The organism is Pseudomonas sp. Eth.TT006, from assembly GCF_054456575.1.
The window spans coordinates 48,717-63,114 of the sequence record NZ_JBTJEN010000012.1 but is presented as its reverse complement, the minus strand read 5'-3'; the positions used below and the strand labels follow the sequence as shown (position 1 = coordinate 63,114).

At 62.8% G+C, this 14,398-nt stretch carries 16 protein-coding genes; 9 read left to right on the top strand and 7 right to left on the bottom strand.

Going from position 1 to position 14,398, the window contains the following annotated elements; genetic code table 11:
• Window positions 1–20: 20 nt before the first annotated feature.
• Window positions 21–242 (bottom strand): hypothetical protein, encoded by a 222-nt coding sequence (locus ACXR0M_RS19325; RefSeq protein WP_458833376.1) that lies wholly within the window; start codon window positions 240–242, stop codon window positions 21–23.
• Window positions 243–444: 202 nt separating this feature from the next.
• On the opposite strand from ACXR0M_RS19325, the gene ACXR0M_RS19320 reads away from it, so the two are divergent.
• On the top strand, window positions 445–597 hold the full coding sequence (locus ACXR0M_RS19320) for a hypothetical protein (RefSeq protein ID WP_458833375.1): 153 nt from the start codon (window positions 445–447) through the stop codon (window positions 595–597).
• Between the two features lie 230 nt (window positions 598–827).
• Here ACXR0M_RS19320 and ACXR0M_RS19315 read toward each other — a convergent pair whose 3' ends face one another.
• Together ACXR0M_RS19315 and ACXR0M_RS19310 are read right to left on the bottom strand one after the other, a co-directional pair.
• Window positions 828–1,427, bottom strand: coding sequence for an NADPH-dependent F420 reductase (locus ACXR0M_RS19315; protein ID WP_458833374.1), 600 nt, complete (start codon window positions 1,425–1,427; stop codon window positions 828–830).
• Between the two features lie 69 nt (window positions 1,428–1,496).
• Window positions 1,497–2,231 (bottom strand): SDR family NAD(P)-dependent oxidoreductase, encoded by a 735-nt coding sequence (locus ACXR0M_RS19310; protein ID WP_458833373.1) that lies wholly within the window; start codon window positions 2,229–2,231, stop codon window positions 1,497–1,499.
• Window positions 2,232–2,316: 85 nt separating this feature from the next.
• On the opposite strand from ACXR0M_RS19310, the gene ACXR0M_RS19305 reads away from it, so the two are divergent.
• Window positions 2,317–2,706, top strand: coding sequence for a winged helix-turn-helix transcriptional regulator (locus ACXR0M_RS19305; protein ID WP_458833372.1), 390 nt, complete (start codon window positions 2,317–2,319; stop codon window positions 2,704–2,706).
• Here ACXR0M_RS19305 and ACXR0M_RS19300 read toward each other — a convergent pair.
• Window positions 2,703–3,224 carry a hypothetical protein gene (locus tag ACXR0M_RS19300; protein ID WP_458833371.1) on the bottom strand — a complete coding sequence of 174 codons (522 nt, stop codon included), beginning with the start codon at window positions 3,222–3,224 and terminating at the stop codon, window positions 2,703–2,705. The genes ACXR0M_RS19305 and ACXR0M_RS19300 overlap by 4 nt on opposite strands.
• 124 nt (window positions 3,225–3,348) lie before the next feature.
• Here ACXR0M_RS19300 and ACXR0M_RS19295 point away from each other — a divergent pair, with 124 nt between their 5' ends.
• Window positions 3,349–4,242, top strand: coding sequence for an AraC family transcriptional regulator (locus tag ACXR0M_RS19295; protein ID WP_458833370.1), 894 nt, complete (start codon window positions 3,349–3,351; stop codon window positions 4,240–4,242).
• A 32-nt stretch (window positions 4,243–4,274) separates the two neighbouring features.
• On the opposite strand, the gene ACXR0M_RS19290 is transcribed toward ACXR0M_RS19295, so the two are convergent.
• Together ACXR0M_RS19290 and ACXR0M_RS19285 are read right to left on the bottom strand one after the other, a co-directional pair.
• Window positions 4,275–5,465 carry an MFS transporter gene (locus tag ACXR0M_RS19290; protein WP_458833369.1) on the bottom strand — a complete coding sequence of 397 codons (1,191 nt, stop codon included), beginning with the start codon at window positions 5,463–5,465 and terminating at the stop codon, window positions 4,275–4,277.
• A 55-nt stretch (window positions 5,466–5,520) separates the two neighbouring features.
• Entirely contained in the window at window positions 5,521–6,570 is a 1,050-nt protein-coding gene (locus ACXR0M_RS19285; protein ID WP_458833368.1) for an NAD(P)-dependent alcohol dehydrogenase, read from the bottom strand.
• Between the two features lie 173 nt (window positions 6,571–6,743).
• Here ACXR0M_RS19285 and ACXR0M_RS19280 point away from each other — a divergent pair, with 173 nt between their 5' ends.
• From ACXR0M_RS19280 to ACXR0M_RS19260, 5 genes are all read left to right on the top strand, one after another.
• Window positions 6,744–7,667 (top strand): AraC family transcriptional regulator, encoded by a 924-nt coding sequence (locus ACXR0M_RS19280; RefSeq protein WP_458833367.1) that lies wholly within the window; start codon window positions 6,744–6,746, stop codon window positions 7,665–7,667.
• Between the two features lie 63 nt (window positions 7,668–7,730).
• Entirely contained in the window at window positions 7,731–8,186 is a 456-nt protein-coding gene (locus ACXR0M_RS19275; protein WP_458833366.1) for a (2Fe-2S)-binding protein, read from the top strand.
• Window positions 8,186–10,438: a xanthine dehydrogenase family protein molybdopterin-binding subunit gene (locus ACXR0M_RS19270; protein WP_458833365.1), complete on the top strand. Its 2,253-nt coding sequence runs from the start codon at window positions 8,186–8,188 to the stop codon at window positions 10,436–10,438. The genes ACXR0M_RS19275 and ACXR0M_RS19270 overlap by 1 nt, the downstream gene beginning before the upstream one ends.
• 17 nt (window positions 10,439–10,455) lie before the next feature.
• On the top strand, window positions 10,456–11,808 hold the full coding sequence (locus ACXR0M_RS19265) for a c-type cytochrome (RefSeq protein WP_458833364.1): 1,353 nt from the start codon (window positions 10,456–10,458) through the stop codon (window positions 11,806–11,808).
• Window positions 11,809–11,820: 12 nt separating this feature from the next.
• On the top strand, window positions 11,821–12,825 hold the full coding sequence (locus tag ACXR0M_RS19260; protein ID WP_458833363.1) for an XdhC family protein: 1,005 nt from the start codon (window positions 11,821–11,823) through the stop codon (window positions 12,823–12,825).
• A gap of 9 nt (window positions 12,826–12,834) precedes the next feature.
• On the opposite strand, the gene ACXR0M_RS19255 is transcribed toward ACXR0M_RS19260, so the two are convergent.
• Window positions 12,835–13,422: a TetR/AcrR family transcriptional regulator gene (locus tag ACXR0M_RS19255; protein WP_458833362.1), complete on the bottom strand. Its 588-nt coding sequence runs from the start codon at window positions 13,420–13,422 to the stop codon at window positions 12,835–12,837.
• A 152-nt stretch (window positions 13,423–13,574) separates the two neighbouring features.
• On the opposite strand from ACXR0M_RS19255, the gene ACXR0M_RS19250 reads away from it, so the two are divergent.
• Window positions 13,575–14,363, top strand: coding sequence for an SDR family NAD(P)-dependent oxidoreductase (locus ACXR0M_RS19250; RefSeq protein ID WP_458833361.1), 789 nt, complete (start codon window positions 13,575–13,577; stop codon window positions 14,361–14,363).
• Window positions 14,364–14,398: the final 35 nt, after the last annotated feature.

Sequence of the window (14,398 nt, the reverse complement as noted above, 5' to 3'; positions counted from 1 at the left end):
TCCTTTTGGCCCGCGAAGTTTTAGGTCGCGCCCGTAAGTCCCTCGGTCGCCTGAACAAATTTCACCCCGGCCTTGCGCACCAGCTGACGCCATTCGAGCGCGCTGATCAGCCCTTCCTGCTCCATCGAATCAGCCATTTTCAACAACTCGTCATACTGATCCTCGGCGTCCATCCAGATCCCTGGCTGTTCGAGCAGTTTTTGCCACGCGGCCAGCGCCTGCTGTTTGCGACCGTCACTCATGGTGAATCTCCCCGGTATGTTGTAAACCGGTAGAGAGCGGCGGTTGTGGAGTGTTCCGTGGAGGTGACTGACGGTGTGGCTGGTGGGGCCAAAGATGAGAACTTGCTCCCACTTCAGGATGTTCCCGGTTGAAAATAGCGGGCAAACTGACTGCCCGATTTCAAATGGCTTTGGCAGCTGATCAAGTAAGGGCTGATAACGAATGGATTTTCTGGATCTTTTAGGCGAAGCCTGCAGCGTCTTCAGCAATACTCAGGGCTTTGAAAAACCGCGCCGCGTGTTCACCCGTAGATTTGTCGCCTTCTGCGTTTTTGTGGCGGTTTTCGAACTTATTGCTCTGAACCTCTACTACTGAAAGCGTGACACGATAATGTGGGAAGACATCTGGCCCGGATGCGTTGCTCAAGAACCAGCCTACCCCCGCAAACAGCTTTGAGAGTCGCCATTGAAGCCTGTCGACTGCATCAGAGTCATGAGTTCGTCTCCCCGCCGCTGCACCATTTATCTACGACAAAGCCCTGTGCAGTCAGGGCTTTGGCGTTTCCGGGCATGTCGGTTTTCTCTGATGAGCTGCCGGAGAGGTGATCAGTCGAACTTCACCAGATCCTTGAAGATCAGTGCCCCCCAACTGTTGCCGCGCGCCTGCACCAGCAGTCCACCTTCGGACAGCCCGCCGAGTCTGATAGGCGAGAAACCGAGGTTTTCTGCCAGCGAAGCGACTTGCGTTGCAGCCTCTTCATCGTCACTCGTCAGAAATACCACCCGCCTGCCGCCCTGTATCGCCGGATCCTGCTCAAGCACGCCAGCGACCAGATGATTAAAACCCTTGACCAGCCTTGCGCCGCTAAAGGCTTGCGCGATGACCTTCGACGAAGGCTGATCACCCAGCGTTTCGGGTGGCACGCCGTAGGCGTTGGTTACATCGATGAGAGTCTTGCCCTGCCAGTTCGGCAGGGCCATGGCGACGTCGCGATGCGACTCAAAACGGACCGCCAGAAACAGGATGTCCGCCTTGACGGCTTGCGCCAGCGTGACGGGAATAATCCCGGGGCCGATCGCGGCTGCAGTGCCGGCGAACTGCTCTGGATCGCGGGTGGTTGCAACGGATACTTCAATGCCGCTTCGAGCAAATGCCTTGGCCAGCGCCTGGCCGAGCTTGCCGAAACCGATAATGGCGTAACTCATGATTTTTTCCTCGGGTGACCCTGCCCGACCGCGGCGAAAAACCGGCGGTCATCGACCGGGCGTGGTAAGTCAGATTTGCGCCAGACCGCCGTCGACCGCGAGTTCACTGGCGGTCATGAAGCTGCTGTCCGGCGACGCGAGAAACGCAGCCGCCGCACCGATTTCCGCGGGCTCGGCCATGCGTTGCAGCGGATTCATCGAAGCGAAGACTTTCATGCCTTCTTCGCCCAGCGCGGCCTTCGCCAGCTCGGTGGCTGTCGGGCCAGGCGACAGCACGTTTACCCGGATGCCGGTGCCTTTGAGGTCCTCCGCCCAAGTTCGAGCGAGGTTGCGTACGGCGGCCTTGCTCGCGCTGTAGACACTGAATGCCGGTGCACCCGTGGTGCCGGCGCTGGATCCGGTGAGGATGATCGAACCGCCCTGCCCCATCAGCGGCAACGCCTTCTGCACCGTGAAAATCAGGCCCTTCACGTTAGTGTCGAAGGTCTCGTCAATGTGCTGCGCAGTAATGCTGCCGAGCGCAAGCGGGCTGCCCGCTCCGGCGTTGGCGAAAACGATGTCGAGGGTTGCGCGCTCGGCCTTCACCGCTGCGTAGAGTCGGTCCAGATCGGCCGGCTCCGAGACCGAACCCTTGACCGCACGAGCATTGGCTCCGAGTTCGGCCAAAGCGGCATCGAGCGCTTCCTGGCGGCGGCCGAAGATGAAGACAAAAGCTCCCTCTTCGATGAAGCGTTTGGCGGCGGCGAGGCCAATGCCGGTCGCGCCGCCGGTGATCACTGCGGTCTTGTCATTCAGTCTGGTCATATCTGCATCCTTCATTGAAATCTCACTCAAACAGGGACTGCTTGCTTGAGACAAAGGATGCGGCGCTGCTAACCTAACGACAAGTATGCACTTTTTGGTAAGTATGAAAAAAATAAGCAGAACTTCTGAAATCTGCGGCACCGGATGCGGGCTCAACGCCACGCTGCGCGTCATCTCCGGTAAGTGGAAACCGTTGGTCCTGTTTTTTCTGCGCGACGGCCCGAAACGTTACGGCGAACTGAAACGTTTGATTCCGGGCGTCAGTGACAAGGTGCTGATCCAGCAGTTGAAGGATCTCGAAGCCGATCGTGTATTGGCGCGGACCGACTACAAGGAAGTGCCGCCACGCGTCGACTACACGCTGACCCCACTTGGACGCAGTCTGGCGGATGCAATCATGCCGCTGTGCGCGTGGGGCACCGAGAATGCGGCACAAATGGCGGACATCTTCGCCGAGCGCGACGCATTGGTTTAAAGCGATGCCGACGAACCTCCGGGCGTGACGCTTTGGCGCAGGCGCGCACCATCCTTGCGCAGCGCGAACACCTGCGCCGCCACACCCAGGATCAGCACCAGCGCAATAAAAGCCAGCGCACCTTTGAGCAATGGCGAATTCGGGTCAGTGACGATCGGGTGGCCGTCGGGCACTCGGCGCAGTGTCTCCGAGACGGTCGGGACCACCAGCAAGAACGCGGTCAGGCTCAGCAGGATGGTTTCCAGGTACAGCCCTGCGCGGCCGAGTCGGGTCACGAAACCGACGCCGTAACCGGCGAGCAACAGCACCAGCGTAACTGCGCCGATCACCGGACTGACCGGTTGCCGGGCCACCAGAAACACGGTCAAGCCGCCGATCAGCATCGCGACAAAATAGCCGAGGCCGGCTCGCGAACGGGGCACGATGCGTCCGTGTTTGATGAACATGTAAGCGGCCAGGGGAATGGCTGGCAGACTGCCGAGGGTGTGTACCCAGCCGAGGGCGGAGATCCCGAACATGCTGATGGTCCTTTTGTGATTGGATGATGAGCATCACGCAGCGAACGCAATGGCGTTGCCGATCAACCGCGTGAAAGCGTTATGATTTCGCGGTTCAGACTATTGCGGGCGTGGCCGGACGGATATGACGGATCGACTTGAAGACTTGACCATTCGTCCAGAGTTGCAGCTGGAGGGCCTAGCCACCGGGGACCTGCTGTCGCAGGTATTGGCGCAGATCCGGCTGACCGGCGATCGCGTCTATTCCATTACGCTGGCGTCGGGGCAACGTCTGCAACTGGACGAAAAAAGCTCGCACATCTGCGTCCTGCAAAAAGGCCAGTTGCACATCGAAGGTGCTGACGGCCAGCTCCAGACCATCGAACAAGGCGACATTCTGCTGCTGCCCCACGACCCGTCATCCTTGAACATCACCGTGTCCGAGGGGCCTGCGTCGCTGGTCATCTGCCGCTTCTGGTTCGACGCCAGCAGCTTTCAGGCGATGCTGTTCGCGTTGCCGTGGCTGATCCATATCAGGCAGGCCGAGGCGGCAGCGTGGTCCGAAGGGATCCTGCATTTCATGCTCATCGAGGCCAACGACACGCAGCCGGGAGGTGCTTTGATGATTTCACGCCTGATCGACCTCACCGTCATTCGCATCCTGCGCACCTGGGTTCAGCACGGCACGGCCTCGGGCTGGCTCGGCGGTTTGGCCGACGAGCGCATCGCGCGCACCCTGCGAGCCATCCACGAAAAGCCCGGACAACAATGGCGCATCGACGCCCTCGCCACACTCGCCGGCATGTCGCGCTCCAGCTTCTGCGACCGGTTCAGCGCACTGGTGGGACGCTCGCCGCTGCGTTATCAGAATGAATGGCGACTGACCCTGGCCAAGAGCATGCTGGCCAGGCACAACAGCCGTATCGGCGAGGTGGGGTTTGCGATTGGTTACGAATCCGAGGCGGCTTTCAGCCGTGCCTACAAGGCGTATTTCGGCCGCTCGCCTCGGGATGATAACAGCCTGGGTGGAAGTGAGTAACAGAGCGGAAATTCAGCATTTGCTGGCCCCCCTCAGGCTGTCGCCTCAGCAAGATGTAGCGCAGTCGCACTGCGCCCCGCCAACCACGCCAACACCGACGCCACCACCAACACCGCCGCGCTCAGCTCGAAGGTGGCTTTATAGCCGCTCAGGTCAAAAGCCAGCCCCCCGACAATGGCTCCGCCGGCGATGGCCAGTTGCACAATCGCCACCAACAATCCGCCACCGGCTTCGGCATCGTCCGGCAGTGTTCGCGCCAGCCATGTCCACCAGCCCACGGGCGCAGCGGTCGCGACCAGTCCCCAGGCTCCGAGCAGTACGGCGGTGAACAGTGGCGATGCGCCGAAGTTGACCAGTGCCAGGGCGATGACCGCCATGATCAGCGGGATCACCGTCAGCGTGCGGTAGAGGCCATTGCCGATGAATCTCTCGATCACAAAGGTGCCGACGAAACCGGCCACACCCAACCCCAACAGCATCAACGACAAAGTCGTCACGCCGACACCGGTAACGTTTTCAAGAAACGGCCGCAGGTAGGTGAACAGCATGAACTGGCCCATGAAAAACACGCTGACGGCGATCATGCCCAAGGCCACGGGCAAACGGCTCATCAGGCGCAGGACATTGCCGCTGCCGGCCTGACGTTCGGCCTTGAACGACGGCAGGCTGATCAGCAGCCACACCGCCGCCAGCGCCGCGACCGGAACCACACAGAAGAATGCGCCGCGCCAGCCTATCAACGCGCCGAGAAAACTCCCAGCCGGGGCGGCGATGACTGTCGCCAGCGCGTTACCGCCATTGACGATGGCCAGCGCTCGGGACACCTGATCGGGCGCTACCAGGCGCATGGCGGTCGCCGCCGAGAGTGACCAGAAGCCGCCGATAGCGATGCCGATCAAGGCACGTCCGAACATGAATGACGGATAGCCTGGGGCGAATGCGACCACCGTCCCCGAGACGATCATCAACAAGGTCAGGCCCAGCAGCAGCTTCTTGCGTTCGACACGCGCGGCGACCGCTGCAATCAGCAGACTGGTAAACAAGGCGAAGGCACCGGAGACGGAAATCCCCTGCCCGGCTTGGCCTTCGGTGATCTGCAGCTCTGCCGCGATGGGGGTCAGCAGGCTGACCGGCATGAACTCTGAAGCGACCAGAGCAAATGCGGCCAACGACATGGCCAGCACAGCGCTCCAGCCGCGTTTTTCGGAAGAAAGGGAAGTCATTGGATTTACCTGTGTTGCGAGAGGCGTCCGGGCGATGACCCGGACGCGCGGTTTTTCACGGTGCCAGCGTCGCGTTGTCGATCACGAAACGGTATTTGACGTCACCCTTGAACATGCGCTCGTAGGCCTCATTGATCTGCTCGGCGCGGATCAGCTCGATGTCTGAAACGATGCCGTTTTCGGCGCAGAAATCGAGCATCTCCTGAGTCTCGGGAATGCCGCCGATCATCGAACCGGCCAGGGTGCGACGTTTCATGATCAGGTTGAACACGTTGGGCGATGGGTGCGGCGAGGCCGGCGCGCCCACCAGCGTCATCGCGCCGTCACGCTTGAGGAGCACCAGCAAGGCATCGAGGTCGTGCGGCGCGGCCACAGTGTTGATGATCAGATCGAAACTTTTCAGGTGCGCGGCCATTTGCTGCGCGTCGCTGGAGACCACCACTTCGTCGGCCCCCAGGCTTTTCGCCGCCTCGCGTTTCGATTCGGAGGTGGTGAACGCCACCACGTGTGCGCCCAGCGCATGGGCCAGTTTGATGCCCATATGACCGAGGCCACCGATCCCCACCACGCCGACCTTCTTGCCGGGGCCGGCGTTCCAGTGCCGCAGTGGCGACCAGGTGGTGATACCTGCGCACAGCAACGGCGCCACGGCCGCCAGCTGCGCCTCGGGGTGCCGAATGCGCAGTGCGTAGCGCTGGTGTACGACGATCGCTTGCGAGTAACCACCGAGGGTCCAGCCGGGAGCGTCCGGAGTCGGAAAGTTGTAGGTGCCGATCATGCCGTCGCAGTAGTTCTCGAGGCCTTCGGCGCATTCTTCGCAATGCTTGCAGCTGTCGACGATGCAGCCCACGCCAACCAGATCACCGAGGGCGAATCCAGTGACTTGTTGGCCGACAGCGGTGACACGCCCGACGATTTCGTGACCGGGTACGCAGGGGTATTGCGTGCCTGCCCATTCGGCGCGCACCTGGTGCAGGTCCGAGTGGCAGATGCCGCAATAGGCAATCTCGATCTGCATATCTTCCGGGCCGGGTTCGCGGCGGGTGATGCGCAGGGGTTCCAGCGGTTGATCGCCCGCATGGGCGCCGTAAGCGAAAACTTGCATGTGCACTCTCCTATAAGGGCTTTCCTGTAACAGTTCGACACATTCTCCCGGTCGATCCGCCTCTGCCCTAGTGCATTCCTCTTGAATGCTTGCCTGATCCTCTGAGGATGCAGGGTCATGGATAGGAAACCCTGCGGCGGCGGACTAGAGTTCGCTGACAGGAGTGACCTCACATGATCGATAGCCCCTTGCGCCGTGCATCCCCGCTGGCGTTGACCATTGACCCGCGCGTCAGCGCGCCGGGTGATTTCGCCACGGCCATTCCCGGGCTGTCGTTGTTTCGTCGTGATCAGCCGGCGCCTCCGGCCGTGTGCATGGTCGAGCCGAGTCTGATCCTGGTGGGGCGTGGTGAAAAGCGTATGTGGGTCGGTGGCGAGGGCTACAGCTACGACCCGACGCGGTTTCTGGTAACGACGCTCGACCTGCCGGCGAACTCCGAAGTGATGCAGGCCAGCCCCGAGCAGCCTTGCGTGGGGCTGGTGCTGAAGCTGGATGTCGGCATGCTTGCCGAAGTCCTGAGCAAGGGCGGTCTGCCGGCGAAACGTCAGCCGACCCTGAACTCCGGTGCGGGCATTGGCAGTCTGTCGTCCGCCCTCGAAGACGCGCTCGAGCGCCTGCTGGCGTTGCTCGATGAGCCCGAGGCGATTCCGGTGCTGGCGCCGCTGATCCTGCGCGAAGTTCACTATCGGTTGCTCAATACCGATCAGGGCGCGCGGCTGCGGCAGATCATCGCCGTGGATGGTCAGGGTTATCGCATCGCCAAGGCCATCGACTGGCTCAAGGTCAATTACACCGAAGCACTGCGCATCGATGAACTGGCGGCGCGGGTGCAGATGAGCGCGCCGACCTTTCACCATCATTTTCGCCAGCTCACTGGCATGAGCCCTTTGCAATATCAGAAATGGCTGCGACTGAACGAAGCCCGGCGGCTGATGCTGAGCGAGCACCTCGACGTCTCGCGCGCGGCGTTCGCGGTCGGCTACGAAAGCCCTTCGCAGTTCAGCCGTGAATACGGGCGCCTGTTCGGCACTGCGCCGAGCCGCGACATTGCCCTGCTGCGCGGGCAGCCACTGCAAGCCGAAGCACTTTACCGCTGAGGCGCCTCGCCGCGTGTCAGCGCTTATAACAATGCACCTCAACCGATGATCAGCGGGTGAACCATGGAACTACGAATCAACCAGAAGACCTATCAGGTCGATGCCGACGCCGATACCCCGTTGCTGTGGGTGATCCGCGATGACCTGGGCATGACCGGCACCAAATACGGCTGCGGCCTGGCGCAATGCGGCGCCTGCTCGGTGCTGGTGGACGGCAATGTGGTGCGCTCGTGCGTGACGCCGGTGGCCGGTGTGGTCGGGCGCGAGGTCACCACCATTGAGGCGATCGAGAGCGATGAAGTGGGCAAGCGCGTCGTCGAGACCTGGGTCGATCTGCAGGTCGCGCAGTGCGGCTACTGCCAGTCCGGGCAGGTGATGGCGGCCACCGCGTTGCTCAAGCAGAACCCCAAACCCAGCGATGCGCAGATCGAAGCAGCGATGGTCAATCTGTGCCGCTGCGGCACGTACAACGCCATTCATGCCGCCGTGCATGAGTTGGCCGGCAAGGGAGAAGCCTGATGAACGTACGCATCGATCCGACTCTCGAAGCTGCAGCATTGGACCTGCATGACCCGGTCAATCTGTCGCGCCGACGCTTTCTGACCGGCACTGCCGTCGGCGCGCTGGTGCTCGGTTTTGGCCTGCCGCTAGGTGCGACTCGCGTGCAGGCTGCCGCGGCGGCAACCACTGCCGAGCGCGGTACGCAGGTGCCGGCGTTTCTGGAAATCCGCCCGGACAATCGCGTGCGTCTGCTCTGTCCGTTCATGGAGGGCGGGCAAGGTACGTTCACCGCGATGGCGCAAATTGTCGGCGAAGAACTGGATGCCGATCCGGCGACCTTTCTGGTCGAGGCCGCACCGCCCGGCGAAGCCTATGTGGTGATGGAAAACGGCATGCGCATCACCGGCGGCAGCATGTCGGTGCGCATGAGTTACCCGGTGATGCGCCGCCTCGGCGGCCTCGCCCGCGCCATGTTGTTGCAGGCCGGCGCGCAGCAACTCGGGGTGCCGGTGAGCGAATTGAGCACCGAACCGGGCAAAGTCGTGCACGCCAAATCGGGCCGTTCGCTGGCCTACGGTGAACTGGCCGAGCAGGCAATGGATCTGCCGGTTCCCGATCCGGCTTCTGTGCAATTGCGCGACCCGAGTCAATTCCGCTGGATCGGCAAACCGGTCAAGCGCCTCGATGCCTACGACAAGTCCACCGGCAAGGCGCTGTACAGCATCGATCTGAAAGTCGACGACATGCTGCACGCCGCCGTGCAACACGCTCCGCGTCTGGGCATGACCGTGGGCAATCTGCGCAACGAAGATCAGGTCAAGGCAATGAAAGGCGTGCATTCGGTGCATCGCCTGCCGGGCGCCGTGGCGGTGGTCGCCGAGCGTTGGTGGCACGCCAAACGTGCGGTGGAAGCGATTCAGGTCGACTGGCAGGAGCCGGCGGCCGACAGCAAGGTACGCGTGATGCCCGCTGACTTTTCCAGCGATACCTGGCTCAAGCGCCTCGCGCAAGACAAAAGCCCGGCCAGAGATGATGAAAACCAGGGCGATGTCGCTTCGATTCTGACATCGGCCAAGACCCGCATCGACGCCACTTACCACAACCAATATTTGAACCACGGACAACTGGAGCCGCCGTCGGCGCTGGCCCGCTTCAATCCGGACGGTTCACTGGAGGTCTGGCTGCCGAATCAGGCGCCGGACATGTACCTCGCCGATATCGCCAAACGCACCGGGCTCGATCCGTCGCGCATCACGTTGCACTCGCCACTGCTGGGCGGATTTTTCGGCCGGCATTTTCTTTACGACTCGGCCAATCCCTACCCGCAGGCGATTGCCCTGGCCAAGGCTGTTGGCCGCCCGGTCAAGCTGATCTGGACTCGCGAGGAAGAGTTCCTGCGTGACGTGCTGCGTCCGGTGGCGGCGGTGAATTTCCGCGCGGCGCTGGACAACGATGGCTGGCCGCTGGCAATTGAAGCGGTCAGCGCCACTGAAGGTCCGACCGAGGCGCTCGCCGGCAAGCAAGGGGAAAAACTCGACCCGACCGCGCTTGAAGGCTTGTCCGGCAAGTCCTACGCAATCCCCAACAAACGCATCGCGCAGATCTACGTCAAAGGCCCGGCGATGCTCGGTTACTGGCGTTCGGTGGGCAACTCGCTCAACGACTTTTTCTATGAGTCGTTCCTCGACGAACTGGCCGACAAGGGTGGCAAGGACCCATTCGACCTGCGCCTGCATCTGCTGCGTGATAACCAGCGGCTGACCACGTTGCTGCACGCGGTGGCTGAGCTGTCCGGCGGCTGGAAGCGTGGACCGTTTACCGCCGAGGACGGCAGCAAACGTGCACGTGGTGTGGCAATGGCTTCGCCGTTCGGCACGCAGACGGCGGTGATCGCCGAGGTGTCGATCGAGCACGGCCAGGTCAAGGTGCATGACATCTGGCAGGCGATTGACCCGGGCAGCATCGTCAACCCGGCGATTGTCGAAGCGCAGGTCAACGGCGCGGTCGCGCTGGGGTTGTCGCAGACCCTGGTGGAGGAAGCGGTGTGGCTGGATGGCAAACCGCGCGCGCGCAATTACGACTTGTACCCGATCCTGCCGCCAGCGCGGATGGCCCGGGTCCATGTGCGAGTGGTCGAGAGCGGGGAAAAAATGGGCGGTGTGGGTGAACCACCGTTGCCGGCCGTCGCGCCTGCCGTGGCTAACGCGGTGGCGACGTTGACCGGGCAGCGTGTACGCAGCCTGCCGATGAGCCGACACACCTTCTCTTGATCAGCGCCGGAGCGTTCATGAATAACAGCCGATTCGCAAGAACCGCAGGCTGGCTGGCCGTGCCGTGCCTGGTCGCGGCAGGCCTGCTGGCCTGGTACGTCACCCGCGAGCCCGTCTCGCGTCTGGAACACAATCAGATCGCCGTGGCCGATATCGACCCGGCGCTGGTCAGCCGTGGCGAATACGTCGCCCGCCTCAGCGACTGCGTGGCCTGTCACAGCGTGCCGGGCGGTGCGCCGTTCGCCGGCGGCCTGGAAATGGCCACGCCGCTGGGCGCGATCCACGCGACCAACATCACCCCGGACACAGAAACCGGCATCGGTCGCTACAGCCTCGCGGACTTTGACCGCGCGGTGCGCCACGGCGTGGCGCCGGACAGCCGCCGTCTGTATCCGGCGATGCCCTACCCGTCCTACGCCAAGCTCAGTGATGACGATGTGCGGGCGCTGTATGCGTTCTTCATGAAAGGCGTGGCGCCGGTGAAACAGGCGAACATCCCCAGTGCCATCCCGTTCCCACTGAACCTGCGCTGGCCGATTGCCCTGTGGAACGGCGTGTTTGTCGACGCCGAACCTTACGCGGCCAAAGCATCGCAGGATGCGCTGTGGAATCGCGGCGCCTATTTGGTTCAGGGCGCCGGGCACTGCGGCAGTTGCCATACGCCACGTGGTCTGGCGTTCAACGAAAAGGCACTGGATGAGTCCGGCAAGCCGTACCTCGCCGGCGCCCTGCTCGATGGCTGGTACGCGCCGAGCCTGCGCGCTGATCACAACACCGGGCTGGGCCGCTGGAGCGAAGCGGAGATCGCGCAGTTCCTCAAGACCGGGCGTAATCAACATGCGGTGGTCTACGGCTCGATGACCGAGGCATTCAACAACTCCACGCAGTTCATGACGGATGAGGATTTGGCCGCGATTGCCCACTACCTGAAGCCGCTGCCCGGCGACCGTGAACGCGATGGCGCGCCGTGGCAGTATCAAAACACAGCGGCAGCGGAACGTCTGGACGCGCCCGGCGCTCATACCTACGTGACGCGCTGCGCTGCGTGCCACGGCCTCGACGGCAAGGGCCAGGCCGAATGGATGCCACCGCTGGCCGGCGCCACTTCGGCATTGGCCAAAGAAAGCGCTTCGGCGATCAACATCACCCTTAACGGTTCGCAGCGAGTGGTGGCAGCCGGCGTGCCGGACGCTTATCGTATGCCGGCGTTCCGCGAGCAGTTGTCGGATCAGCAGATTGCCGAGGTGCTGAGTTTCATGCGCAGCAACTGGGGCAACCAGGGCGGGGCGGTGGACGCGCAGGCGGTGGGCAAACTGCGTGAACACACCGGCCCGGCGAGCAGCAGCCCGATCATTCTGCAGATGCGCTAAGAGGAGAACCTGATGGAAAGTATCGACTTGCTGGTCCTGCGCACGGCGCGGGACTGGCTGGCCGCCGGCGAGCGAGTGCTGCTCGCCACCGTGGCGCGCACCTGGGGTTCGTCGCCGCGTCCGACCGGGTCGATGATGGCCTTGCGTGACGACGGCCGGGTGATCGGCAGCGTGTCCGGCGGCTGCATCGAGGACGATCTGATCCATCGCTACACCACGGCCCATGGCGGCAGCGGTTTCAGCGACGGCAAACCGCAAGTGGTGCGCTACGGGGTCAGCGCTGATGAAGCGCATCGCTTCGGTTTGCCTTGCGGTGGCACGTTGGAGTTGATCCTCGAATTCAACCCGGCGTGGCCGTCACTCGATGAGCTGCTGACGCAACTGGATGCCGGGCGACTGGTTCGGCGGCGTGTGGCACTGGATTCCGGCCACGTCATGCTGGAGCCGACCAAAACGCCGGAACAATTCAGCTTCGACGGCGCGCAGATGCTCAACACCCTGGGGCCGGGCTATCGAATGCTGATGATCGGCGCCGGCGCGCTGGCCGAATATCTGGCGACCATGGCGCTGTTCAACGGCTTCAAAGTCGCCATTTGCGATCCGCGCCCCGAGTACATCGAGACCTGGGCGGTGGACGGCGTGGAGCGCATCGTCGGCATGCCGGATGACGTGGTGCGCGACTTCGCCGTGGATCTGCGCACCTGCATCGTCGCCCTGAGTCATGACCCCAAACTGGATGATCTGGCGTTGCTCGAAGCGCTGCACAGCCCGGCGTTTTACATCGGCGCCATTGGCTCGCGGCGCAACAGCCAGCAGCGTCGTGAACGTCTGATCGAGCACTTTGGCGAGACCGAAGCGTCGCTTGCGCGCCTGCGCGGCCCTATCGGCCTGTACATCGGCAGCAAGACCCCGGCGGAAATCGCCGTCAGCGTGATGGCCGAGATTCTGGCGGTGAAGAATGGTGCGCAGCTGCCGCAAGCGTTTTCAATCGCCACGGCCAAAGCGCTGGCGGAGTAAGCGGCGCTGCTACTTCGCCTCCGTCTCAGCGGCCGGCAACGAAGCGAGCATCTGCGCGCGGCACACCTCAAGAATCTCGTCCGCCAATGCCGAGTCATCCGGGCAAGCCCGCGACAGGACGAGCGCGCCGACGGCCCGCGCCAGCAGGTCAATCATCCGCTTGCGCCCCTCACCCGCCACGGCGTCCGGCCCGGTCGGGTATTTCTCGCCCAGGGTTTGCACGGTGTGCTCGATGCCCTCGGCAAACGTCGCTTTCACTTCATCCGCCTGGCGCGCCGCGTCACCGCCCAGTGCGGCCATGGTGCAACCGCTGCTGCGTGCGTCGCGGTGTTCGCGGTTCACATAAACGTTGATGAAGCCCGGCACATCCAGCGCCTGCGCAGCGCTCAGCGATTTGCCCAGGCTGCACGCCGCCGCTTCGGCCATCAGGTCGGCCTTCGACCCGAAATGCTTGTAGAAACCCCCATGGGTAAAACCGGCGGCCGCCATCAGATCCGCCACACCGACGCCATCGAAGCCGCGCTCACGGAACAGCTCTGACGCTGTTTCAACAATGTGCTCTCGATTGGCCTGCGCCTGGGCCTTGCTCACTCTCACCGTGCAATACCTCTTGATTACGGGGAAATCCTGCGTCCGATGATACATAGATGTTGGCCGTAATCAAAACCGTTGACACTTTAGATTTTGATCATCATCCTAATTACAGCAACCAGCGTTGTTCTTCTCACACCCTGAAAGAGAGATCACCCATGAGCACTCGTCCTACTGTTTTGATTACTGGCGCCTCCACCGGCATTGGCGCGGTCTACGCCGAACGCTTTGCACAACGTGGCCACGATCTGGTGCTGGTCGCCCGCGATCAGGCGCGTCTGGACGCCCTGGCAACACGCTTGCGCAGCGAACACAAGGTCGACGTCGATGTGCTTCCGGCGGACCTGACCCAACTCAGCGACCTGCACACCGTGGAAAACCGCCTGCGCGACGACGCCCGTATCGGCATCCTCGTCAATAACGCGGGCGCCGCGCTGTCCGGGACCTTCGTCGAGCAAAGCACCGACAACGTCGCGCAACTGGTGGCCCTGAACACCACCGCGCTGGTGCGTCTGGCCAGCGCCATCGCCCCCCGTCTGGCCAAGGCCGGCGACGGCGCGATCATCAACATCGGTTCGGTGGTGGGTCTGGCGCCGGAGTTCGGCATGACCGTCTACGGTGCGACCAAAGCCTTTGTGCTGTTCCTGTCCCAGGGCTTGAGCCTGGAACTGTCGCCGCAGGGCGTCTACGTGCAAGCCGTGCTGCCCGCCGCCACGCGCACGGAAATCTGGGATCGCTCCGGCGTCGGCATCGACAGCCTGAGCGAAATCATGGAAGTCGGCGATCTGGTGGACGCCGCACTGGTCGGCTTCGACCGCCGCGAGCCAGTGACCATCCCGCCGCTGCACGAAGCGCAGCGCTGGGACGACCTGCAGGGCGCACGTCAGGGCCTGCTCGGGCAGATCCGCCAGTCTGCGGTTGCCGAGCGCTACCAGACGCCAGCCTGACCTTTTGCTCGCCACCCAAATCATCACCGACAAGA

Excerpts from the sequence above, each read along its gene's own strand:
- ACXR0M_RS19325 (WP_458833376.1), bottom strand. The coding sequence starts at position 242 with ATGAGTGACGGTCGCAAACAGCAGGCGCTGGCCGCGTGGCAAAAACTG.
- ACXR0M_RS19320 (WP_458833375.1), top strand. The coding sequence starts at position 445 with ATGGATTTTCTGGATCTTTTAGGCGAAGCCTGCAGCGTCTTCAGCAAT.
- ACXR0M_RS19315 (WP_458833374.1), bottom strand. The coding sequence starts at position 1,427 with ATGAGTTACGCCATTATCGGTTTCGGCAAGCTCGGCCAGGCGCTGGCC.
- ACXR0M_RS19310 (WP_458833373.1), bottom strand. The coding sequence starts at position 2,231 with ATGACCAGACTGAATGACAAGACCGCAGTGATCACCGGCGGCGCGACC.
- ACXR0M_RS19305 (WP_458833372.1), top strand. The coding sequence starts at position 2,317 with ATGCACTTTTTGGTAAGTATGAAAAAAATAAGCAGAACTTCTGAAATC.
- ACXR0M_RS19300 (WP_458833371.1), bottom strand. The coding sequence starts at position 3,224 with ATGTTCGGGATCTCCGCCCTCGGCTGGGTACACACCCTCGGCAGTCTG.
- ACXR0M_RS19295 (WP_458833370.1), top strand. The coding sequence starts at position 3,349 with ATGACGGATCGACTTGAAGACTTGACCATTCGTCCAGAGTTGCAGCTG.
- ACXR0M_RS19290 (WP_458833369.1), bottom strand. The coding sequence starts at position 5,465 with ATGACTTCCCTTTCTTCCGAAAAACGCGGCTGGAGCGCTGTGCTGGCC.
- ACXR0M_RS19285 (WP_458833368.1), bottom strand. The coding sequence starts at position 6,570 with ATGCAAGTTTTCGCTTACGGCGCCCATGCGGGCGATCAACCGCTGGAA.
- ACXR0M_RS19280 (WP_458833367.1), top strand. The coding sequence starts at position 6,744 with ATGATCGATAGCCCCTTGCGCCGTGCATCCCCGCTGGCGTTGACCATT.
- ACXR0M_RS19275 (WP_458833366.1), top strand. The coding sequence starts at position 7,731 with ATGGAACTACGAATCAACCAGAAGACCTATCAGGTCGATGCCGACGCC.
- ACXR0M_RS19270 (WP_458833365.1), top strand. The coding sequence starts at position 8,186 with ATGAACGTACGCATCGATCCGACTCTCGAAGCTGCAGCATTGGACCTG.
- ACXR0M_RS19265 (WP_458833364.1), top strand. The coding sequence starts at position 10,456 with ATGAATAACAGCCGATTCGCAAGAACCGCAGGCTGGCTGGCCGTGCCG.
- ACXR0M_RS19260 (WP_458833363.1), top strand. The coding sequence starts at position 11,821 with ATGGAAAGTATCGACTTGCTGGTCCTGCGCACGGCGCGGGACTGGCTG.
- ACXR0M_RS19250 (WP_458833361.1), top strand. The coding sequence starts at position 13,575 with ATGAGCACTCGTCCTACTGTTTTGATTACTGGCGCCTCCACCGGCATT.